General features: G+C 63.6%; 18 protein-coding genes, 1 tRNA gene and 1 pseudogene. 7 read left to right on the top strand and 13 right to left on the bottom strand.

Annotated features, from left to right (window positions below; all coding sequences use genetic code 11):
* Positions 1 to 13: 13 nt before the first annotated feature.
* The 5 genes from rplS to ffh form a co-directional block, all read right to left on the bottom strand.
* Positions 14 to 370, bottom strand: coding sequence for a 50S ribosomal protein L19 (gene rplS, locus ACGLWX_RS16435; protein ID WP_252109467.1), 357 nt, complete (start codon positions 368 to 370; stop codon positions 14 to 16).
* A gap of 137 nt (positions 371 to 507) precedes the next feature.
* Positions 508 to 1,269 carry a tRNA (guanosine(37)-N1)-methyltransferase TrmD gene (gene trmD / locus ACGLWX_RS16430; protein ID WP_396241483.1) on the bottom strand — a complete coding sequence of 254 codons (762 nt, stop codon included), beginning with the start codon at positions 1,267 to 1,269 and terminating at the stop codon, positions 508 to 510.
* Positions 1,270 to 1,328: 59 nt separating this feature from the next.
* Positions 1,329 to 1,871, bottom strand: coding sequence for a ribosome maturation factor RimM (gene rimM / locus ACGLWX_RS16425; RefSeq protein ID WP_396241333.1), 543 nt, complete (start codon positions 1,869 to 1,871; stop codon positions 1,329 to 1,331).
* A gap of 84 nt (positions 1,872 to 1,955) precedes the next feature.
* Positions 1,956 to 2,204 carry a 30S ribosomal protein S16 gene (rpsP, locus tag ACGLWX_RS16420; protein WP_007111767.1) on the bottom strand — a complete coding sequence of 83 codons (249 nt, stop codon included), beginning with the start codon at positions 2,202 to 2,204 and terminating at the stop codon, positions 1,956 to 1,958.
* A 322-nt stretch (positions 2,205 to 2,526) separates the two neighbouring features.
* Positions 2,527 to 3,945, bottom strand: coding sequence for a signal recognition particle protein (gene ffh / locus ACGLWX_RS16415; RefSeq protein WP_396241331.1), 1,419 nt, complete (start codon positions 3,943 to 3,945; stop codon positions 2,527 to 2,529).
* 267 nt (positions 3,946 to 4,212) lie between these two features.
* Between ffh and ACGLWX_RS16410 the strand changes: the two genes are divergently transcribed.
* Both ACGLWX_RS16410 and ACGLWX_RS16405 read left to right on the top strand, forming a co-directional pair.
* Positions 4,213 to 5,010 (top strand): inner membrane protein YpjD, encoded by a 798-nt coding sequence (locus ACGLWX_RS16410; protein ID WP_396241329.1) that lies wholly within the window; start codon positions 4,213 to 4,215, stop codon positions 5,008 to 5,010.
* Positions 5,011 to 5,087: 77 nt separating this feature from the next.
* On the top strand, positions 5,088 to 6,362 hold the full coding sequence (locus ACGLWX_RS16405) for an HlyC/CorC family transporter (protein WP_252109463.1): 1,275 nt from the start codon (positions 5,088 to 5,090) through the stop codon (positions 6,360 to 6,362).
* Positions 6,363 to 6,388: 26 nt separating this feature from the next.
* On the opposite strand, the gene ACGLWX_RS16400 is transcribed toward ACGLWX_RS16405, so the two are convergent.
* Both ACGLWX_RS16400 and ACGLWX_RS16395 read right to left on the bottom strand, forming a co-directional pair.
* Complete coding sequence (locus ACGLWX_RS16400) at positions 6,389 to 7,087, bottom strand: 1-acyl-sn-glycerol-3-phosphate acyltransferase (protein ID WP_252109462.1); 699 nt, start codon at positions 7,085 to 7,087, stop codon at positions 6,389 to 6,391.
* Positions 7,084 to 7,713, bottom strand: coding sequence for a TetR/AcrR family transcriptional regulator (locus ACGLWX_RS16395; protein WP_396241327.1), 630 nt, complete (start codon positions 7,711 to 7,713; stop codon positions 7,084 to 7,086). The genes ACGLWX_RS16400 and ACGLWX_RS16395 overlap by 4 nt, the downstream gene beginning before the upstream one ends.
* A 179-nt stretch (positions 7,714 to 7,892) precedes the next feature.
* Here ACGLWX_RS16395 and ACGLWX_RS16390 point away from each other — a divergent pair, with 179 nt between their 5' ends.
* Both ACGLWX_RS16390 and ACGLWX_RS16385 read left to right on the top strand, forming a co-directional pair.
* Positions 7,893 to 8,570, top strand: a complete 678-nt coding sequence (locus ACGLWX_RS16390) for an SOS response-associated peptidase (RefSeq protein ID WP_252109460.1) — start codon at positions 7,893 to 7,895, stop codon at positions 8,568 to 8,570.
* Positions 8,571 to 8,594: 24 nt separating this feature from the next.
* Positions 8,595 to 11,444 carry an insulinase family protein gene (locus tag ACGLWX_RS16385; RefSeq protein WP_396241325.1) on the top strand — a complete coding sequence of 950 codons (2,850 nt, stop codon included), beginning with the start codon at positions 8,595 to 8,597 and terminating at the stop codon, positions 11,442 to 11,444.
* A 16-nt stretch (positions 11,445 to 11,460) separates the two neighbouring features.
* On the opposite strand, the gene sbcB is transcribed toward ACGLWX_RS16385, so the two are convergent.
* The 4 genes from sbcB to minC form a co-directional block, all read right to left on the bottom strand.
* The gene (gene sbcB, locus ACGLWX_RS16380; RefSeq protein ID WP_396241323.1) at positions 11,461 to 12,957 is read right to left on the bottom strand and encodes an exodeoxyribonuclease I; all 1,497 of its coding nucleotides are present in this window, start codon (positions 12,955 to 12,957) and stop codon (positions 11,461 to 11,463) included.
* Positions 12,958 to 13,087: 130 nt separating this feature from the next.
* The gene (gene minE, locus ACGLWX_RS16375) at positions 13,088 to 13,342 is read right to left on the bottom strand and encodes a cell division topological specificity factor MinE (protein WP_252109457.1); all 255 of its coding nucleotides are present in this window, start codon (positions 13,340 to 13,342) and stop codon (positions 13,088 to 13,090) included.
* On the bottom strand, positions 13,339 to 14,157 hold the full coding sequence (gene minD, locus ACGLWX_RS16370; protein WP_252109456.1) for a septum site-determining protein MinD: 819 nt from the start codon (positions 14,155 to 14,157) through the stop codon (positions 13,339 to 13,341). The genes minE and minD overlap by 4 nt, the downstream gene beginning before the upstream one ends.
* 159 nt (positions 14,158 to 14,316) lie before the next feature.
* The gene (minC, locus tag ACGLWX_RS16365; RefSeq protein ID WP_252109455.1) at positions 14,317 to 15,060 is read right to left on the bottom strand and encodes a septum site-determining protein MinC; all 744 of its coding nucleotides are present in this window, start codon (positions 15,058 to 15,060) and stop codon (positions 14,317 to 14,319) included.
* Between the two features lie 193 nt (positions 15,061 to 15,253).
* Between minC and ACGLWX_RS16360 the strand changes: the two genes are divergently transcribed.
* Positions 15,254 to 18,064 carry a DUF349 domain-containing protein gene (locus tag ACGLWX_RS16360; RefSeq protein WP_396241321.1) on the top strand — a complete coding sequence of 937 codons (2,811 nt, stop codon included), beginning with the start codon at positions 15,254 to 15,256 and terminating at the stop codon, positions 18,062 to 18,064.
* Between the two features lie 188 nt (positions 18,065 to 18,252).
* Here ACGLWX_RS16360 and phbB read toward each other — a convergent pair whose 3' ends face one another.
* Positions 18,253 to 18,999, bottom strand: coding sequence for an acetoacetyl-CoA reductase (gene phbB / locus ACGLWX_RS16355; protein WP_396241319.1), 747 nt, complete (start codon positions 18,997 to 18,999; stop codon positions 18,253 to 18,255).
* 289 nt (positions 19,000 to 19,288) lie between these two features.
* Between phbB and ACGLWX_RS16350 the strand changes: the two genes are divergently transcribed.
* Positions 19,289 to 19,365: transfer RNA gene (locus ACGLWX_RS16350), tRNA-Met, on the top strand.
* 340 nt (positions 19,366 to 19,705) lie between these two features.
* Here ACGLWX_RS16350 and ACGLWX_RS16345 read toward each other — a convergent pair.
* Positions 19,706 to 20,872: pseudogene (locus ACGLWX_RS16345) on the bottom strand (S-(hydroxymethyl)glutathione dehydrogenase/class III alcohol dehydrogenase).
* A 155-nt stretch (positions 20,873 to 21,027) separates the two neighbouring features.
* Between ACGLWX_RS16345 and ACGLWX_RS16340 the strand changes: the two are divergent.
* Positions 21,028 to 22,065 carry a GlxA family transcriptional regulator gene (locus ACGLWX_RS16340; protein ID WP_396241317.1) on the top strand — a complete coding sequence of 346 codons (1,038 nt, stop codon included), beginning with the start codon at positions 21,028 to 21,030 and terminating at the stop codon, positions 22,063 to 22,065.
* Positions 22,066 to 22,070: the final 5 nt, after the last annotated feature.

The raw sequence follows: 22,070 nt of genomic DNA, 5'->3' as shown, positions 1-22,070 counted from the left end.
GAAAAAGCCGCGATTACGCCAGCTTTTCCTTGATACGGGCCGACTTACCGCTGCGCTCACGCAGGTAGTAGAGTTTGGCCTGACGAACGTCACCGCGACGCTTGACTTCGATGGAGTCGACCAGCGGGCTGTAGGTCTGGAAGGTACGCTCGACGCCAACACCGTGAGAGATTTTACGCACGGTGAACGCGGAGTTCAGGCCACGGTTACGCTTGCCGATGACCACGCCTTCGAAGGCCTGCAGACGCTCGCGGGTGCCTTCCTTGACCTTGACCTGAACGACGATGGTGTCGCCCGGTGCAAAGCCCGGAATTTCCTTGCCCATCTGCTCGTTTTCGATCGCCTGGATCACCTTGTTCTTGCTGCTCATGTCTTACTCCTGAATAACGTAATGGCTTGCCACGCAGTTGTGGAAGGGGCAAACCGTGATCCCGGCGCTCGAAACGAGCCACGCGGGAGTCGTTATGGGTGACGCAGGTGCGTTACGCCCTGCACCGCCGCCCTGGCCTACCCGTGGGGCAGGGCGTTTTCTTCGATGAACTCGTCAAGCAGACGCTGCTGCTCGGCGCTCAAGGTACGTCCGGCCAATAGATCGGGCCGGCGCTGCCAAGTGCGCCCAAGCGACTGCTTCAACCGCCAGCGCTTGATCGCGCCGTGATGGCCGCTTAGCAGCACATCCGGCACCCGCTTCCCGTCGATCACTTCCGGACGGGTGTAGTGCGGGCAGTCCAACAGACCGTCGTTGAACGAGTCCTCGATGGCGGAGTCCTGATGCCCGAGCACGCCGGGAATCAGCCTTGCCGCTGCATCGATCAGTACCATGGCCGGCAGCTCACCGCCGCTCAGTACATAGTCACCGATCGACCACTCTTCGTCGATGTCACTTTCCACCACCCGCTCGTCGATACCTTCGTAGCGCCCGGCGACCACGACCAGCGGGCCGCTTTGCGCCAAGGCCTCGACGCCCGGTTGATCGAGCTTGCGCCCCTGGGGCGAAAGATAGATCACCTTCGGCGTTCGACCCGTCGATACCAGCCCCTGGGCTTTTGCATCGGCGATCGACGCGCGCAGCGTATCGACTTTCATCAGCATTCCGGGGCCGCCGCCGTAAGGCCGATCGTCCACGCTGCGATGTTTGTCGGTGGCGTAGTCGCGCGGGTTCCAGAACCTGAGTTCGATCTGGCGCCGCTCGACGGCCCGGCCCACAACCCCTTGGCCGGTGAGCGCATCGAACATCTCGGGAAAAAGCGATACCACGCCAAACCACAGGGCGGGTGCTTGTTCACCGCGTTCGCTTTCAAAGGGCGCGTCTTGAGGCGTTTGATCGCTCAAAATTCGCTGTCCCAGTCGACGACCATCCGGCCTTCGACGAGGTCGATATCGAGTACCACGTCATCGGGCAGATACGGCAGCAGCCGCTCGCGCTTATCGATGGCCTCGCTATCGCCGCGGACGACGATGACATCGTTGGCGCCGGTTTCGAACAGATAGCTGATCTGCCCCAGGCGCTCACCTGACCGAGTGAAGACGTTCAAGCCTTCGAGCTCGTGCCAGTAGTACTCATCATCGGCCAGTGTCGGCAGCACGCTCTTGGGCAGCAGGATCTCGGCCTGGGCCAGCGCTTCGGCGGCCGTTCGGTCGTTGACATCCTCAAGCTGCACCACCAGCGCCTTGCCTTGCTGGCGTCCCTGAATGACCGGCATCCGCGTCAGGGTATCCCCTTGGCGAACCCACCACTCCGGGTACTGCAGGATACTGTCGATAGGACTGGTGTAGGAGTATACCTTGAGCCAACCCTTCACCCCGTGGGGGCTGGTCAGCTTGCCGAGCACCACGTGCTCGTCTGTCTGGCCGGCGTCTAAACGCGTCATTGGCCCGTGCTCCTACAGTGCATTACCACAAAACCGCCATCCTACGATCCGCATCCAGTGTTCGCCATCGACGAACATTCAGGCTTACGCCTGCTTGCGTGCTTCTTTTACCAGCTCGGCAACGCGACCAGAGAGCTGTGCGCCCTGGCTCTGCCAATGCACGACGCGGTCCAGATCGACGCGCAGACGCTCTTCCTGACCACGGGCTACCGGGTTGAAGAAGCCGATACGCTCGATGAAACGGCCATCACGGGCGTTACGCGAGTCGGTGACGGTGAGGTGGTAAAAGGGACGCTTCTTGGCGCCACCACGGGCCAAACGAATGGTAACCATACGATAACTATCCTTCGGTTGAGGTTACGAGAGTGGAGCATGGCGACATCGCCATCAGAACACTCATCATGCTGTTTTCCGGTACATTTGCCGGTACAACTTCCGCGATACAGCGCGCCTGGCGATACCGCCTGCAGGCCGTTTTGTACCTTTTTTCACGCCCAGGCCACAGGTTCAAACGGCGCATTCGACGCCCCGTTTGCCAACACCCACGCATGAAGAGGCCGCATTCTACGCAAATGCGGCCTGCTTGGAAAGCCTGACAGCCAGAAAACTCCTGGGGCGTCAATCGGGTCAGGCTTTCACGTTCCACGTTTTTTGCCTAGCGCCAGGGCATGCCGCCGGGGCCACCCATGCCGCCCATACCACCGGGGCCGCCGGGCCCGCCCGGGCCACCGCCGCCCATCATGCCGGACATGCCGCGCATCATCTTCTGCATGCCGCCCTTCTTGCCGGCTTTCTTCATCATTTTCTGCATCTGCTTGTGCTGTTTGAGCAGACGGTTCAGCGCCGGCACGTCCAGCCCCGCCCCGGCGGCGATGCGCCGCTTGCGCGAGCCGTTGATGATGTCCGGCGAGCGGCGCTCTTTCGGCGTCATGGAGTTGATCAGCGCTTCGAGCTTGCCCATCTCCTTTTCCGGCCCCGGTCCCTGGGCCATTTCAGCCATTTGGCCCATGCCGGGAAGCTTGCCGAGAAGCCCGCCCATGCCGCCCATCTTCTTGAGCTGCTGGAGCTGTTCACGGAAGTCCTCGAGATCGAAGCCGTCGCCCTTTTTCACCTTCTTGGCAAGCTGAGCGGCCTTGTCCTTGTCGACGGTGCGCTCGGCTTCCTCGATCAGCGAGAGCATGTCGCCCATGCCGAGGATGCGCGAGGCGACGCGGTCCGGGTGGAACGGCTCCAGGGCGTCGACCTTCTCGCCCACGCCCATGAACTTGATCGGCTTGCCGGTGATGTGACGTACGGACAGCGCCGCACCGCCGCGGGCGTCGCCGTCGGCCTTGGTCAGAATCACGCCGGTCAGCGGCAGCGCTTCGTGGAACGCCTTGGCGGTGTTGACCGCGTCCTGGCCGGTCATGGCGTCGACGACGAACAGCGTCTCGCTCGGCGTGATCGCTTTGTGCAGCGCCTGGATTTCCGCCATCATCGCTTCGTCGATGGCCAAGCGACCGGCGGTATCGACCAGCACCACGTCGTGGAACTGGATTTTGGCGTGCTTGATCGCGGCGTTGGCGATATCGACCGGCTTTTGATCCGAGCTCGACGGGAAGAAGTCGACCTCGACCTCTTTGGCCAGCGTTTCGAGCTGATCGATTGCCGCCGGGCGGTAAACGTCTGCCGACACCACCAGCACTTTCTTCTTTTCGCGCTCGCGCAGGTAGCGGGCGAGCTTGGCCACCGAGGTGGTCTTACCCGCGCCCTGCAAACCGGCCATCAGCACGACCGACGGCGAGCCCTTGAGCGACAGGCCTTCGTTGGCCTCGCCCATGATCGCCTCGAGCTCCTGCTGAACGATCTTGACGAACTGCTGACCCGGCGAAAGGCTTTTGGAGACTTCCTGGCCGATGGCGCGCTCGCGCACGCGCTCGATGAACGCCTTGACGACGGGAAGCGCCACGTCCGCCTCGAGTAGCGCCTTGCGCACCTCGCGAAGCGTCTCCTTGATGTTGTCATCGGTCAGGCGCGCCTGACCCTTGATCGACTTCAGCGTCTGGGAAAGACGCTCGCTCAAATTCTGGAACATGGGGCCTCTGCCTTTGTCGCTGTCGCCGGGCGTAGACGCCGCCGGACGTGTGTTGGCTCGATTATACGCGCTCAGCGCGCGAGTCTCTATGGCTCTTCGCCTTGCGCTGCTGTGCGACGCTTTACGATTGGTTATAGTAGACGCTAGTCTCTAGGCTCCCTGGTCGCTCGTGACCATTGCTCATGACTATGTTTTTGACCACGTTCTCGACCACGTTCTCGCGTCGTTTCATCATCACTTATGCGCAACATGCGCACGGATAGCATCATGCAGGCGCTGCCTTTCGCGACCATCGCTTTCGTACTCTATATTGCCGCGGCCATTTGGCAGGGCATGACGCTGGTTCGCCGCGTGCCGCCGCGCCGGGGCATGGTGCGCCTTCTGGGCGCTATCGGGCTATTGCTGCATATCCCCGTGGTGGTGATGCTGCTGGGGGAAACGCCGGGGCTCTTGCCAGGCTTTACCACCAGCGTCACGCTGTTGATGGCGGTAGCGGTAAACGTGGTGCTGATTGCCAGTCTCTTCAAGCCGGTATTGAACGCCGCCATCGCGCTGTTTCCATTGGCCGGCGTGGCGCTGATCTTCGCCACCTGGCTTCCCAACCAGGGCAGCCACACCGGGCTTACGCCGGGCATTTTGCTGCACGCGGCAAGCTCGGCGCTGGCGTTTGCGGTGCTGGCCATCGCGGCGGTGCAGGCGGTGCTGGTCGGGCTTCAAAACCAGGCGCTCCGCCACCACCACATTCGTGGCATCGTGCAGTCGCTGCCGCCGCTGACCACCATGGAGCGGGTGCTTTTTGAGCTGGTCTGGGCCGGCGTGCTGCTGTTGACGCTGTCGATCGCTAGCGGCCTGATCTTTCTGGACAACTTCTTCGCCCAGCACCTGATGCACAAAACGGTGCTGTCGATCGCGGCTTGGGTGATCTTCACGACCCTTTTAATCGGGCGCCACCGCTTTGGCTGGCGCGGTATGCGCGCCGTGCGCTGGACGCTGGGCGGCTGCCTGCTACTGGTACTGGCCTATTTTGGCAGTAAATTCGTGCTGGAAATTATTCTCGCGCGCTAGTGCCGACGGGGGTGCGCTTGACAGCCACCCCCCATCCTTTTACAACGAGTTTGATACGCCACAAAGGAACATTCGACTTGAGCGACGATTTCCCATTGGGATTACTGTTTGGCCTTTTAGCCATACTGATACTGCTATCCGCCTTCTTCTCGAGTTCTGAAACGGGCATGATGTCGATCAACCGCTATCGGCTCAGCCACCAGGCCGGCAGCGGCGACCGCCGCGCCAAGCGGGTCATGCGCCTTCTGACTCGCCCGGACCGGCTAATCGGCGTCATCCTGATCGGTAACAACTTCGTCAACAACCTGGCCGCCTCGATCGCCACCATCATCGCCATTCACTTCTTCGGCGACGTTTCGGGCCCGGCAATCTCCACCGCGCTTTTGACCATCACCATTTTGATTTTCTCCGAGGTGACGCCCAAAACCTACGCGGCGATCAAACCCGAGCGCATCGCCTACCCCTCCTCGATGGCGCTGGAGCCGCTGTTAAAGCTTCTCTATCCGCTGGTGTGGCTGGTCAACGCGGTCTCCAACGGGCTTTTACGGCTGGTGGGCGTCAAGAGCGTGGAAAACGGCGGCGACAGCCTGACCCGCGACGAGCTGCGCACCGTGGTCCATGAGGCGGGCACGCTCATTCCCTATCGCCACCGCGCCATGCTCCTGTCGATTCTCGATCTCGAGAACGTCACGGTGAACGACATCATGGTGCCACGCCACGAAGTGCTGGGCATCGATCTCGACGACTCGCTGGAAGAGATTCTCGCCCAGATTCGCACCAGTCAGCACACCCGGCTTCCCGTCTACAAGGGCGATATCAACAACATCATCGGCATGCTGCACCTGCGCAACGCCGCGCGCTTTCTCTCCAAAGAGGAAGTGACCAAGGCGGCGGTGGTGCAGGAGGCGCGCGAGCCCTACTTCATTCCGGAATCGACCCCGCTTCACACCCAGCTTCTGAACTTTCAAAAGCAGAAGCGGCGCATCGGCATCGTGGTCGACGAGTACGGCGATGTGGAAGGGCTCGTGACACTGGAAGACATTCTCGAGGAGATCGTCGGCGAGTTCACCACCGATGTCTCTGAGGATGAGGAGATTCACCAGCAGGACGACGGCAGCCACGTGATCGAAGGCACCGCCAACATTCGCGAGATCAACAAGATGCTCGGCTGGCAGCTGCCCACCGATGGTCCCAAGACGCTCAACGGGCTGATTCTCGAGCACCTGGAGGCGTTTCCGGAAGGGCCTGCGTCGCTACAGATTGGCAGTACGCGCATGGAAATTCTGGAGATTCGCGACAACCTGATTACCTCGGCGCGCTGCTGGCCGCTGATACGCCTGCAACGCCGCTAGGCGCCTGCCAGCACAGCTTTCTGATATTACTTTCGCTGCTGAAGTTTCTTGTCGCCGGCGTGCTCACGCCGGGCGATATCCTGCTCGCCGGCGGCCTTTAGCGCCACGACTCGCGCCTGCAGGTAGTGGCGAAGCGCGGTCTCCTGGGCTTCGTGCGCCATGATCGGCGGGCCGAAGGTGACCTGTACCCGCGCGCGAAAACGCCTCGGCCACTTTTTGAAGGCGGGGCCATCGCAGCGCGACGCCCAGGAGCCCCACAGCCCGGCAAGCCCGGCGGGCACGACCGGCACGTTATCCCGCGACAGCATCGTCTCGAGCCCGCGACGAAACGCCTGAACCTCGCCGTCCGGCGTCAGCCGCCCTTCGGGGAAAATCATCACGACCTCGCCGTCGCGCAGCGCCTCGCTGATCTTTCCCAGCGTGCGTCTGAGACCCGCCGGGGTGCGCCGTTCGGACTCGACTGGAATCGCGCCCACCAGCAAAAACCACCACTTGAGCCAGGGTGAGTCATAGATCGGCTGATCCATGACGAAGCGCAGCGGCCGTGGGCTTGCGCCGCCCAGCACCAGCGCATCCATGAAGCTTACGTGATTGCACACCACCAGCGCCGCGCCCCTGGCGGGCAGGTGCTCGCGGCCGTGAATACGCAGCCGATAGCTTGCGCGCATGGCGATATAGATGGCGTGGCGCAGCACAAAGCGCACCGGCTTGACCAGTCGCTTCATGCACCCTGCCCTTGAACGCCACTCCCCTGAGCGCGAAGCCCGGCCAGCACCGTACTCATCAGCTGGTCGAGCAGCTCGTCGACCTTGAGCTGCTGGCCCTGCCAGTAGCCCAGCCGCTCGTTCAGGCCAAGCTGCACTAGCCCGTGCACGCTGCCCCACAGAGTGCGCCCGAGCCGCCGCGCCTCCTGGTCGTCCAGCGCCGGCTGATAGCGGGTGAGCGACGACTCCACCTGGGTAAAGAGCGCTTCGATCAGATCGCTCTGGCGCTGGTCGAGCTCGCCCTCTTCGGCCAAGGGGTAGTCGAACAACAGCTGCCAGCGGTAACAACCCTGCTCGGCGAAGCGCCAATAGGCGTGGGCCAGCGCGCGAAGCCAGGGCTCGGGCTCGTCCTCGGCAAGGCTTTCGATGGTTTGCTGTAACCGCGCCAGGGTCTCGACGTTGACGTGCTGAAGCAAATTGTTAAAGCTGCCGTAAAGCTTGAGCAGCGTACTCGGCGCACATCCCACCTCTCGGGCCAGCGCACGCAGCGATAGGCCGTGCACCGGCCGCGTGGCCAACCACTCATCGCAGGCCTGCATGACCTGCGCATGAAGGGTGTCGGGCGCGTGCTGTCTGGGACGGGCCATGGCGGTCTCTTGAAGTCGGGCAAAAAGGCGAAAGCCTCAGCGCACTTGAGTTTGAGGAAGGGTTAATATAGGACAGGATACCCCACATCGAACACTGTTTTCGATACTATAAGGCGACTTTAAGCGTATTCTTGTCGCCTTTTCGTATAAGTTTTACCCCGGGTGACAAGGAGACCGGCATGACGGGACGCCTACACGTGCAGCGCCTTTCGCTTTCGCGCATGGTGCCATCGCTTGATCAGCACGACGCGTTCATTACCTCGCCCAATCTGGCCCCGCGCCAGCCGATTTCGGCCATCCGCTTGGTTCAAGGCGTTTACCGTCACGAGCCGCTTTTCTGGGGGCTGACGCCGCCCTGGCTCAAGGTGCTCGACCACGCCCCGCACTGCGCCCGAGCGGAGTCGCTCGGCGACCGGCCGATGTTCGAGGAAGCCTTCAACGCCCGGCGCTGCGTCATTCCCGTCACCGGTTTTTACGTATGGCAACAGCGCCCCGGCGGCAAGCAGCCGTATCTGGTCACCGCTACCGACCGCGCGCCGCTGTTGCTCGGCGCGCTGTGGTGTCGCTACCACACCACGCTCACCGCCTTTACCGACTCCACCGCGCTGATCACCGTGCCCGCCAATGTGTGCCTATCGTCGCTGACCGATCGCCTGCCGCTGGTTATCGACGCTTCCCAACTGGCGACCTGGCTCGACCCCGACAGCCCGCCGGAGACGCTTCAGACGATGATGACCCCGGCGCCGCTGGAACTGTTGGGCGCATTTCCGGTATCAAAACATGTCAACAGTCCCGCCAATCAGTCGGCTGCCTGCGCCCACCCGCAGGGACCCATGCTGCGGTGGAACGCCCCTTAGCCGTATCCCGACAACGGAGTTTCAATGTTATCAAGCGATCCTTTTTCCCGCGTCTCCCTGCGTGACGTGCTGACCGGCGCGCTGCTCGGCACGTGCCTGTACGCGCCGGTGATCTGGGCCGAGCCACCTCAGGTGGCAAAGGTCACCACGCCGACCACCAGCCCCTTCGATGCCCGCGACTACCGGGTACTGACCCTGGACAACGGCCTGCAGGCGCTACTGGTGAGCGACCCGGACGCCGACAAGGCCGCGGCGTCGATGAACGTACGCGTCGGTAGCTCCCAGGATCCGGACGATCTTTTGGGCCTGGCCCACTTTCTCGAACACATGCTGTTTCTGGGCACCGAGCCCTACCCGGAGCCGGACGCCTACCAGAGCTACATCGCCAATAACGCGGGCTCGCACAACGCCTTCACCTCGCAGCAGGACACCAACTACTTCTTCGATGTCGACCCCGAAGCGCTGTCCGGCGCGCTTGACCGCTTCAGCGCGTTCTTTCTCTCGCCGCTGTTTAACGCCGATCAGCTCGAAAGCGAGCGCAACATCGTCCACTCCGAGTACATGGCGCGCATTCGCGACGACGCCCGCCGCGAAAACGACGTGCTCGACCAGGTACTGAACCCGGACAACACCACCACCGGCTTCGCCGTGGGCAGTCGCGAAACGCTGGCAAGCCCTCCGGAAGGCGAAACGTCGCTGCGCGATCGCATCATCGATTTCTACCACCAGCACTACGACGCCAACGTCATGAACCTGGCCGTGGTCGCCCCGCAGCCGCTGGATACGCTTGAGGAGTGGGTGACCGAGCGCTTTGCCAACATTCCTGATCATGGCCTCTCGGCGCCAACCATCGACGCGCCGCTCGCCTTGAGCGATGAGCTCCCGACGTATCTTGAGCGTCAGTCGCTCGAGGATCGCCGCCGGGTCAACTTCTACTTCCCCGTACCCGACCCGATCGACGAGTACCGCACCAAGCCGGCACAGCTGGTCGCGCATCTGCTCGGTGATGAAAGCGACGGCAGCCTGCTCGCCGTGCTGCGCGATGCGGGCCTCGCTCTGGGCCTCTCTGCCGGGGTCGGGCGCGGCGACGGTGAGCACGCGCTGTTCACGGTCTCGATCAGCCTGACCGAGCGCGGTACCGAGCGCCTGGAGGACGTGCAGGCCACGCTCTTCGCCGCAATCGACGAGATTCGCCGCGAAGGTATCGATACCTGGCGCTATGACGAGCAGGCCGCCCTTGCTGAGCAGGCATTTCGCTTCCAGCAGCACGGCGACCCGCAAAGCGAGGCAACGCGCCTGGCCATGAGCCTGTCGCGCTACCCGGTAGAGGACGTCCAGTACGCCGCCTACCGCATGGACGGCATGGACAGCGCGGCGCAGCAAACGTATCTGGAGGCGCTGACGCCGGAGAACATGATTCGCGTCTATTCGGATCAAAGCGTCGAGGGCGACACCGCCTCGCCCTGGTTCGATACCCAATGGGCGCGCCTCGACACGCCGGATACCGCGGGCCAAGCGCTTAGCGGGCTCTCGCTTGCCCCGCCCAACCCGTTCATTGCCAGTGACCTGACGCTGGAGCCGGGCCAGGATGAAGCGCCCAGCGTGCTGATGCAGACGCCCGCCTTCACCGCTTGGCACATGCAGGACAGCCGCTTCAATACGCCAAGCGTCGAGTGGCGAGTCAGCCTGCAGCACCCAAGCGCGAGCTACTCCGCCGAGGAAGCGGTGCTGACGCGGCTGCTGTCCGGCTGGCTCAACGATAGCCTCAGCAGCGCCCTTTACCCGGCCTGGCTCGCCGGCCACTCCTTCAGCGCTTACCCTCACGCTCGCGGCATGACGCTGGCGTTTTCCGGCTGGCGCGACGGCCAAGCGCCGTTCATCGAGCAGGCCATCGAGCAGCTCAAGACCGCCCAGATCACCGAAGACAGCTTCGAGCGCGTGCGCAACCAGCTCACCCGTGAGTGGCAAAACGCCCCGCAGGCATCGCTCTACGGCCAAGCCAGCCGCCTAGTGGGCGAGGCGCTGCTGTCGCCGCAGTGGGGAAGCCAGGCGCTACTCGAGGCAAGCGAACACCTCAACCTCCACCATTTGGAAGACTTCCGCCAGCGCTTTTTACGCGGGCTCTACGTCGATGCCATGGCGGTGGGCAACCTGACCGAGGCCCAGGCCCAGGAAGAGGCCGAGACGCTTCGCAACGCGCTGACGCCGCGCCTGACTCGCGATGAAATCGGCGAGCTGACGCCGCTGGCGGTCGCTGAAGGTGACGAGGTGCTGCGCCCGGATAGCGCTCGCAACGAGTCGCTGGCGCTTCGCTACGTGCAGGGGCGCGATCAAAGCGAGCGCGAACAGGCGACGCTAAGAGTGATCGCCCAGTGGCTGGATACCGACTTCTACCAGACGCTGCGTACCGAGCAGCAGCTTGGCTATATCGTCAACGCCAGCTACTCGCCGCTGCTCGAGGCGCCGGGCATCGCGTTTCTGGTGCAGTCGGCGGACGTCGACAGCGACGAGATCGCCGCGCGCATCGAACGCTTTTTGGAAGGGGCAGAGGAGGCGCTACAAACGCTCGACGACGAGGCGCTAGCGCCGCATCGCCAAGCCGTAGCGCGCCGGCTCGAACAGCGCGACACGAGCCTTTCCGGCATGGCCAACCGCTACTGGCAGGCGACCGCCCTGGATCCGGTGCGCTTCGACCGCCAGGCGCAAATGGCCGAGGCGGTGCTTCAGGTCAGCGCCGATGACGTGCGCGACAGCTGGCCGTCGCTGATGGCCCACGTGCTGGAAGTGCGCTTCGACCCGGGTGACGCGCCCAGCGACGTGGCCGCCTACCGCGACACGCTCGCCCCCTTCCCACAAGACGACGCGGCGCGCTAGTTTGAGCCGCGCCCGCTCAGGCGTCGAACGCCTGGGCGGGCAGCATCGCCTCGACGAACATCACCACCTCTTCGAGAATCTGGCGCTGGTAGTCGGTCAAACTCTGCTGGTTGTAGCGCTCGATCTCCCGGGCAAAGGCCTTGAGCGTAAAACCGGACACCGCCGGGTCGTTCAGCCGCGCCCAGCGAAACGCCTCCCACTGCTCGCGCTCCTCGCCTTCCAGGGTTTCCGGGTAGCTGCGCGCGCGAAAGCGAAACAGCATCTCCTCGAGCCGCGGGTCCTGAAAGGCAAAGCGCGCCCCGACCAAATCCCAGGCCGGCGTTTCGCGCACCCGCTCCATCTGCTGGCGGTCGGCCCCGGAGAAGAAGCTGCCCGAGTAGAGCATTAGATCCGGGTCCTGCGGACCTTCCTCGAAGCCGGCGCTGAACACGCCGACCACCTTTTCGGCAATGACCGTGCCCTGATCGCGAAGCGTTTTCCAGTGCGCGCGACACTGGTCGACATCGATCCCCAAACGCGCTTGGATGTCGCCGTACTCGCCCTTTTTCGGCCCCTCGACGTCCTTTAGCGCGGTAGCGGGAAACACCACCGGGCAGCGGTTGATGTGGATCACCTTGAGCGGAATGCGCGACTCCCCTTCCGCCAGATCCTGGTGGCTGACGAACACACGCTCGCGAATCTGCTCGACGGTGAGCGATACAAGCGCGCTCGGGTCGGCGCTCAAATCAAACGCGATTACGCCGTTGGGGTTGGTAGGGTGCTTTGCTAGCGGCATTACCAAGGCGCTGCAGGCGCGACTGGCCGGGTAGCGCCGCGAGATGTGCAGCACCGGCTTGGCGCTGGCGACATCGAGCTGAGCAGCCACGGCGCGCTTGCCGCGAAGGCCGAGCAGGTAGTCAAACAGCCTGGGATTTTGAACCTTGAGAAGCCTCGCCAAAGCGATCGTGGCGCGCACGTCCGCCAGGGCGTCGTGGGCGCCGGCGTGCTCGATGCCGTTGGCCGCGGTCAAATCCTCGAGTTTGAAACTCGGCGCGCCGTCTTCTCGCTTGGGCCACTCGATCCCCGCCGGGCGCAGCGCGTAAAACGCGCGCACCACGTCGATCAAATCCCAGCGGGAGTTGCCGTTTTGCCACTCGCGGGCGTAGGGGTCGAGGAAGTTACGGTAGAACAGGTGACGCGAGACTTCGTCGTCGAAGCGCAGGCTGTTGTAGCCCACCACGCAGGTGCCGGGTTCACTCATCAGCGCCTGGATGCGGCCGGCGAACTCGGCCTCGGCCAAGCCGTGGCGCTGGGCCTTTTGCGGCGTGATACCGGTGATCAGACACGCTGCCGGGTGTGGTAGCGCGTCGTCACTGGGCTTGCAGTATATCTCGACCGGCTCACCGATTTCGTTGAAGTCGGCGTCGGTTCTGAGCGCGGCGAACTGCGCCGGGCGGTCGCGGCGCGGGTCGGCGCCGAAGGTTTCGTAATCGTGCCAAAGAAAACTGGCAGGGGCGGCGTTGGCTGGCGCCATGTGTGGATACTCCCGTGGACGTATCCCGCCACCCTACAACAACGGCGGTGAACACAAAAGTTCCGCCGTTCTCCCGGCTTACGCTCGCCCGCTCATCGCCACGTGCCCTTCACGACTCACTCGCTGCCTTTCACGAGTCGCGCGGCAGGGTCACGTTGAGTTCGAGCACCGAGCAGTTGTCTTCGCTGTCGAGCGATACCTGGATGGCGTCGTCGGCAACGTGGACGTAGCGGCGCACCACTTCCAAAAGTTCGCGCTCGAGCATCGGCATGTAGTCGGGCTGACCGCGCTGGCTGCGCTGGTGAGCCACGATGATTTGCAAGCGCTCCTTGGCCACCGAGGCGGATTTCTTGCGCTCGCGCTTCAGGAATTCGAGCAGTTTCATCGCCGACCTCCTCCAAACATGCGGCCCAGAAGACTCTTGCGTTGAACTTCGTGAAAACGCAGCGGCACGTCTTCACCAAGCAGGCGCGACACGGTGTCGGCGTAGGCCTGGCCCGCGTCGCTGGCGCCGTCGTGGGTGACCGGCACGCCCTGGTTAGAGGCGCGCAGCACCGCCTCGGACTCCGGAATCAGCCCCAGCAGGTTGATGGCGAGAATCTCGCGGATATCTTCCAGCGTGAGCATGTCGCCGGAGGTAACGCGCGACGGGTTGTAGCGGGTAATCAGCAGGTGCTCGCGCACCGGGTCCTGGCTTTGCTCGGCGCGGCGAGTCTTGGAACCCAAAAGCCCGAGGATGCGATCGGAGTCGCGCACCGAGGAGACTTCCGGGTTGGTCACCACCACCGCTTCGTCGGCGAAGTACATGGCAAGCTGCGCGCCGCGTTCGATACCGGCGGGCGAATCGCAGATCACGAAGTCGAAATCGCCGCGCAGCTGCTCGAGGATCTCTTCCACGCCTTCCTGAGTCAGCGCGTCCTTGTCGCGGGTTTGAGACGCCGGCAGGATGAACAGGTTCTCGACGCGCTTGTCGCGAATCAGCGCCTGGTTGAGCGCCGCCTCGCCCTGGATGACGTTGACCAGGTCGTACACCACACGCCGCTCGCAGCCCATGATCAAATCCAGGTTACGCAGGCCCACGTCGAAATCGATGACGACGGTCTTTTTGCCGCGCAGCGCAAGCCCGGTGGCAATCGCCGCCGCGCTGGTGGTTTTGCCGACCCCCCCTTTACCTGAGGTCACTACGATAATTTTGGCCAAGAGTTATATCCTTTCAGAGGTCGTTGAATCGCGCGGCGTCTCTTTTTATCGTCATCGCGCGCAACGCACATGTCTGTGTCAATCCGGTGACGTCGCCTGTATCGCTACTCTATCGAAAAGCGCCCGCCACGTCGCTACGTCAATCGTACCAGCCTCACCCTAGGCCAGTAGTTTGATCTCGAGCTGTTCTTCACTGAAGTGCACCTGCGCGGCCAGCCCTAAAAGTTTTGGGTCGATATCCTCGAGGCGCTTGTAGTTGCCGGCCACCGACAAAAGCTCCGCTTCGAGCTCGCGACAATAAATACCGGCGTGGGTATTGCCGTGAATGCCCGCCAGCGCTCGCCCTCGCAGCGCGCCATAAACATGAATGCTGCCCGCCGCCAGCACCTCGGCGCCGGCGTTGACCGCGCCGATCACGACCAGATCGCCCTCGGCGGCGCTGACCTGCTGGCCCGAGCGCACGGTGCCGCGAAAAAGCCGCGTGGTGACTGCGACCGCCTCGTGTGGCGTCTCATCGACGCGCTCGCTGGGCGCGACATCGGTGCGCTCGACGCTTTCAAGCGCCCGCGAGCGCCCTTCTTCGACCGGCGCAAACCAGCCAAGCCCCAGCGCCCAGGCCGACTGTCGCACCGGCTCCGGGCCGCCGCGCACCGCGACCGGCAGAAGCTTGTGATCGCGGCACACCGCGCAGATGCGCTCCAGCGCCAGGTGCGGCTCATCGAGTTTTTCCACGCCCAGTACAACCGGTGTATGCTGGAAGAAGGCGGGAGATTGGGAGAGTTTGCCGGCCAGTTGACGCCTGATCTGCTCGGGGTCGGCGCTGCTCAATTCCATGACGGTCATGGGCAGCATGCCGCCTTTAAAGGTAAAGGCGTTGTCGGCACTATCGGCGTTGAGGCTCATGGCCGAACTCCATGTCATGTTCAGGTAAGATAAACTTAGCGCTTGTACGCGCCGGGAATGTAACGGCTTGCCCACCCTTTGCGGCCAGCGCACATTGCCACTGGCAAAGCTAAGCGACAGCGACGGTGACTGCAACTACCAAAGCACCGATAGCTGATTTTTTTCACGCGATGCACCTCTTGCAGGAAGATTCATGCACGGACTGTTAAGACGCTTGTTCGCGCCTCGGTGGCAGCACCCCAACGCCGAGGTTCGCCGCCAGGCCCTCGAAACGCTGGACCCGCAGCAGCCCGACCAGCGCGATGCTCTGAAAACGCTGGCCGACGACCCGGACCACACCGTTCAACTGGCCGCCTTGCTGGCGCTTGGGGATCTCGACACGCTGACCAGCCGGCTCCCCGAGCGCCAGAACGTGCCCGGCTGGCGCGAGGCCGTGATCGAGCGCCTATCCGGCCGGGAAGGCCAAACCGACCTTTATACGCGCACCCGGCTGGTCGACTCGCTATCGAACACGGCGCTGCTCAACGAGATCGCGCTGCGCGGCGACAACCTCGACCTTCGCCTGACCGCGTTAAACCGGCTCATTGATGATGAGGATCTCATCTACCAGGCCTGTAATAACGGCGTAGCGAGCGTGCGAAAGCGCGCCGCCGAGCGCCTCGACAGCGAGCCGAGTTTGAAAACGCTGTTGAAACAGGCGCGCCGCGATCGCAACGTCATGCGCCTGGCACGCGAAAAGCTCTCGCGCCTGCGTCACGACAACGAGTGGTTCGATCAGCAAACGACGCGCCGCGAAGAGCTGCTCGACAAACTCGAGCAGCACGCCCGCGCGCCCTGGGAGCCGCTTTACGGCGGACGCCTTCGCCACCTGGAGCGCGAGTGGCGAAAGCTCGACCATCCGCCCGGCCCCCGCGAAGAAGAGCGCTTTCACCAAGCGCTGCTTAGCGCGCGCAAAACCTTGAACGACCATGAAACCCAAGAGCAGGCGCGCCAAGCGCGCCAGGTGCGCCGCGAAGAGATCGAAGCGACCCGCGAACAGCTACTCGCCGGGCTCGAGGAGACGCTGAACGGGCTCGTCCACGCCGAGGCCGTTACGCTTCAGGACATCGACAGCCTGCGCGCCCAGCGCCAGCTTCTGGGCCAGCGCTGGCAGTCGCTGTCGGATCTTCACGTACCGCCGGAGACGACCCAGGCGCGCTACACCCAGGCACTTGCCGCCTATGAGCGCGTCACGGAGGCCTGGCAGCGCTGGCAAACGCACCAGCCCGACGTCGAGCGAGGCCTCGCCGACCACGACCCCGCGACACTCGAAGAGCGAGTCCAACGCATTGCCTGGCCCAAAGACCTGGCAAGACCGGCGCTTTTACAGCGCGCCCTAGCACTTCTGGCGCTGGAGCAGCCGGCGGGCGAACAGACGCAACAAGCGCCTTCACTGGAGGCGCTGGACGCCGAGCTCGACAGTTTCGAGCACATGCTCGAACGCGGCGCGTTTAAAAGCGCCAGCCGGCTCCACCAGCGCCTCAAACCCGCGATCGACGCGCTGGACAGCGCCAGAGCCAAACCGCTCAAGGCGCGCCTGAAACAGCTCGGCGCGCAGCTGGCGGAGCTTAGAGACTGGCGCGGCTTCGTTGCCGGGCCCAAGCGCGAGCAGCTCACCTTGAGCATCGAGGCGCTGGCCGAGGCGCCGGCGATGGCGGATGCGGCGCTGGACCGTCGCCATCGCCAGCTGGTGAAGGAGTGGAAGGAGCTTGGCGACGCCGCGGCCAGCCGAGCGCTGTCGACGCGCTTTCGCGCCGCCTCCGATCGCATTCACGAACGCCTGGCGCCCTGGCGGGAAACCATCGACCAGACGCGTCAGGCCAATCTGCGCCAGCGTGAAGCGCTTTGCGAGCAGCTCGAAACCCTGTGCGAGCAGCCCGCCGACAACGCCGACCCGGACGTGCTGCGCGAAATTCGCGATCGCGCCCGGCATCAGTGGCGCGAATACGCGCCGATCCCGCGGGAGGCCTCGGAAACGGTCGGCCGGCGCTTTGGCAAGGTGCGCCATCGGCTGCAGGCGCTGATCGACCAGCGCGCCGAGCAGATCGCCGCGCAAAAGCGCGCGCTGATCGACGAGGTCAACGCGCTGCTGCACGCCACCGAGCGGCCTATTCACGAGCGCATCACCCGCGCCAAGGCGCTTCAGCAGCAGTGGCGCACGTTGGGGCGGGCACCCAAGGGCGAAGAGCAAACGCTTTGGAAGCACTTTCGCGGCGCCTGCGATCAGCTGTTTGCCCAGCGCGACGCGCACAAGAGCGAACAGTCGGCGCGCTCGCAGCAAAAGCTCGACGCCATGCAGGCCCTGATCGACGAAATGGACGCATGGCAGCCGGAAAACGCCCGCGAGGCCCAGGCGCTCGAGGCGTTTATCCAGCGCGCCCAGCAGCTCGAACCGCTGCCGCGCAACCGGCGAAGCGAGGGCATGCAGCGCCGCCTGAGCGGTATTCTGCGCGCCCGGCGCGAGCGGTTGAGCCGTTTAGAAGTGGCCGATACCGTCGCGCAGTGGCACGCGCTCATGCCACTGACCCAAGCCCACCTGAGCGCGGACCAGCGCGCTTTTGAAGCGCAGCAAAACGACGCCGTCGAGGCGGCGCAGGTGCTCACGACTCCGCCGACCGGGGCGTTTTGGGACGCGCACCAGCGCCGCAACGACGCTAGAGGCGCAGCGATCAGCGCCCCGGAGCAAAGTCGTCAAACCGTCGAAGAGGGCGTGGCACGGCTTCGCGTGCACCTCTCGCTGCTGGCACTCGGCAGCGTCAAGCCCGAAGACGAGCCGCTTCGCTTGGCCATTCAGGTCGAACGCTTGAACGACGGCCTGGGTAGTGAGCGCAGCCCGGCAGAAGAGACGCACAGCGTGCTGGCCGCACTCATGGCGCTGGGGCCGGTGCCTGCTGACGTTTGGGACCGGGAGGTCAATGAGCTCGACGCGCTGCTGAGCCGGCTTGCGCGTCAGCCTCACGCTTGAGGGCCAAAGCGCAACCGTGGCGTATCGAAACCGAGCGTCCTCAGCGGTAGAAAGGCATCAGAAGAAGCAAGCGAGGAACTGGAAACAAGAAGAGAGAAACCAGAAAGGAGGCTTGTGGCCTCCTTTCTTTTGCGCCGCGTTCCGGCGGCGAGTGCGAGCGATGTGCTCGGCGCTTGAGGTCGGGCGTATCAGCCCATGAACTGACCGCCGTTGATATCGATATTGGCACCGGTGATGAAGCCGGACTGCTCATCGGCTAAAAATGCTACCAGCCGACCGATCTCCTCCGGCGTGCCGTAGCGCTTGACGGGGATGGTTTCGCGAATCGCCTCGCGCACCTTCTCGGGAATTTCCATGATCATGTCGGTGGCGATATAGCCCGGTGACACGGTGTTGACCGTGATGCCCTTGGTCGCGGTTTCCTGGGCCAGCGACATGGTCAAACCGTGCATGCCCGCCTTCGCCGCGGCGTAGTTGACCTGGCCGAACTGTCCTTTACGCCCGTTGATCGAAGAGATGTTGATGATGCGCCCGTAGCCCTGCTCGAGCATCGGGTTGATCACGCTACGGCAGGTGTTGAAGACGCTGTTGAGGTTGGTATCGATTACCTCGCTCCACTGCTCTTGCGCCATCTTCTTGAGCGTACCGTCGCGCGTGATACCGGCGCAGTTGACCAGCACGCTGATCGGTCCGTGGGTGTCGGCAATTTCCTGGGCGCCGTCCAAGCACGCCTGGTAGTTCGACAGATCGACGCCGGAAAGCGCCATGTTGTCGAAGCCGTCGGCTTTTTGGCTCTCGAGCCACGTTTTCGCCTTTTCCGGATTGCGATAACCGGCGACAACCAAATACCCCGCCTCGGCCAACGACCGGCAAATGGCCGTGCCGATCCCACCTGTTCCACCCGTCACCCACGCCACCTGGGGTTGATTAGCCATTGTATACCTCCCTGAAATGACAAATGACTTGCATCCGAGCCACACAAGACGTGGCGCAAGCCACTTCAAATTGGTGCCACCGCAAAGCGTTTGGCACGCACGTGTTGTTATCTTCTGCTCCTGCGCACCGAGACGGTTTCCTTGAAGTTGAGAAAGCCCGTTGCGTCATGGAAAGCATAGCGTTACTCCCCCAATGTTGCAGCACGATGAATCCACGCGCGGCGTATCGATTTATCGCACTCGATGATTGACTTGGCCTAAAACTTATGTAGAATACGTCCCACGTTGATGCGGGGTGGAGCAGTCTGGTAGCTCGTCGGGCTCATAACCCGAAGGTCATCGGTTCAAATCCGGTCCCCGCTACCAATATTTATCAAAGAAGCCGTTAACGAAAGGTAGCGGCTTTTTTGTGTCTGAACGGTGCAGCAGCAGTTTGGTAGCTCGTCGGGCTCGGCTCTTCATAAGTTCAGGAAGGTCATCGGCTCAAACCCGATCCCCGCTACCAAATATAGAAAAAGCCGATTCTTTCGAGAATCGGCTTTTTTGTGTCTGAGCGGTGCAGCCGCAGCCTGGGAACTCGTTCGGGCTAGGCGCTTTACAAGTTCAGGAAGGTCATCGGTTCACTCTTGTTATAAAGTCAGCGGCCCCCGCTATCCTCCCGGATGAAAAAAGCCGCCCCTTGAGTTAAGGAGCGGCAAATCTATTCTCAGCTAGCCGGTACGATCTTGCCCGCCAGCCCCTCCGGCTGCATGGTCTCGCCGGGCTGGAAGTGGATCACCGAGCGGATCGACTTGCCTGCGTGCAGCAGATCGAAGGCGGTGTTGATCTGGTCGTGGGTCATGTTGTGCGTGATATAGGGGTCGACGTCGAAGTCGCCGCGCAGCCACTCGTCGACCATGCCAGGGAGCTGGCTGCGGCCCAGCACGCCGCCAAACGCAGAGCCGCGCCAGACGCGCCCGGTCACCAGCTGGAAAGGCCGTGTGGCGATCTCCTCGCCGGCGCCGGCCACGCCGATCACCGTGCACTCGCCCCAGCCCTTGTGGCAGCACTCCAGCGCGGCGCGCATGACGTTGACGTTACCGATGCACTCGAACGAGAAGTCGACGCCGCCGTTGGTCATTTCGACGAGCATCTCCTGGATCGGCTGGCTGAAGTCCTTTGGGTTGACGCACTCGGTCACGCCCATGTCGCGGGCCAGGGCGAACTTGTTGGGGTTGGTGTCGATGCCGATGATGCGCCCGGCGCCGACCATCTTCGCGCCCTGAATCACCGCCATGCCGACCGCGCCGAGGCCGAACACCGCCACGGTCGCCCCGGGCGTCACCTTCGCGGTGTTGCGCACCGCGCCCATGCCGGTCGGCACGGCGCAGCCCATGACGCTCGCCTTGGCCAGCGGCGCCTCCTTGGCGATTTTGGCGACGGCGATCTCCGGCAGCACCGTGTACTCGCTGAAGGTGCTGGTGCCCATGTAGTGGTGAATCATCTTGCCCTTGTAGGAGAAGCGCGAGGTGCCGTCGGGCATGACCCCGCGCCCCTAGGTCTCGCGAATGGTCTGGCAGAGATTGGTCTTGCCGGACTGAATGTAGGGGCAGTTGGGATCTTCCGGGGTGTAGAGCGGGATCACGTGATCGCCGGGCTTCACCGACAGAACGCCAGGGCCTACCTCCTCGACCACGCCTACGCCTTCGTGGCCGAGCACGGCGGGAAAGAGCCCTTCCGGGTCGCGGCCAGAGAGCGTGAACATGTCGGTGTGGCAGAGGCTGGTGGTGACGATACGGACCAGCACCTCGCCCGCTTTCGGCCCCTCCAGGTCGATCTCTTCGATCTCAAGCGGGCGGTTGGGCTCCCAGGCAATGGCGGCGCGCGTTTTCATGATATCTCTCCTGCTCGATGCAAAAATGATATGTTATAACGTTTATATAATGCGCCATAGCCGGACGACCGGTCGAATCCGGACAGCGTGCACCGCCATCAAGACGTGCAGAGCGCCAAACGAAAAACGCGGAAAAACCACCAGGAGGAGACGCCATGCAGCGCGATGAAGCAGACAGCGTAGCAGCGACCAGCGACGCGTCGGGCGAGCAGCACGTGCACCTGGTCATCTACCCCGGCTTCAAGCTGATGGAGGCGGCGGGGCCGCTTAGCGTGTTCAGCTACGCCAATCAGCGCCTGGCGGCGCACGGCGAGGCGTTTCGCTACCAGGTGTCGCTGGTGGCCCCGGTACCGGGGCCCGTCGTGTCGGATACCGGGATCAGCCTGGACGCCGGCGGCCCGCTGCCGGATAACGCGCCGCTCGAGACGGTGATGATCGCCGGCGCCGTGGAGATCGAGCAAGCGCTTGCGCGCGAACCGGCGCTGGTGCAGTGGTGCCAGCGCCGCGGCCAGGAGGCCCGGCGCTTTGCCGCGCTGTGCACAGGATCGTTCTTTCTGGCCCAGGCGGGGCTGCTCGACGGGCGGCGCGCCGCAACCCACTGGCACTATGCGCCGCTTTTGCAGCGGCGCTTCGCCGCGCTCGAGGTGGATGCGGATACGATCTTCGTGCAGGACGGCCACTTCTGGAGCTGCGCTGGCGTCACCGCAGCGATCGATCTGGCGCTGGCCTTCGTCGAGCAGGACGCCGGGCGCGACCTGGCACTGGACGTGGCGCGGGATCTGGTGGTGTATCTCAAGCGTCCGGGCGGGCAGTCGCAGTTCAGCACCGCGCTTACCAGCCAGATGAGCGGATCACCCGGCATGCGCGAGCTCAAGCGCTGGATCACCGAGCGCCTCGACACCCCGCTGACGCTTGCGGACATGGCCTCGAAAGCCGGCATGAGCCCGCGCCACTTGAGCCGCACCTTCGTGGCCGAGTTCAACATGACGCCCTTGAACTGGCTGGAAGAGGCGCGCTGCGAGCGCGCCAAGACGCTGCTGCTGGATACCGACTTGCCCATGAAGAGCATTGCCTGGCGCACCGGGTTCAGCTCGGACGAGCGGATGCGCAAGGTGTTCGCCAGGCGCTACGCGCTCACGCCCACCGCCTACCGGGCACGCTTCAAGACCACCCGCGCCGAGGTCGTGCACTGAGCGCG

The organism is Halomonas sp. HMF6819, assembly GCF_044335525.1.
GTDB lineage: Bacteria > Pseudomonadota > Gammaproteobacteria > Pseudomonadales > Halomonadaceae > Vreelandella.
This window is presented reverse-complemented; position numbering and strand designations above follow the sequence as displayed.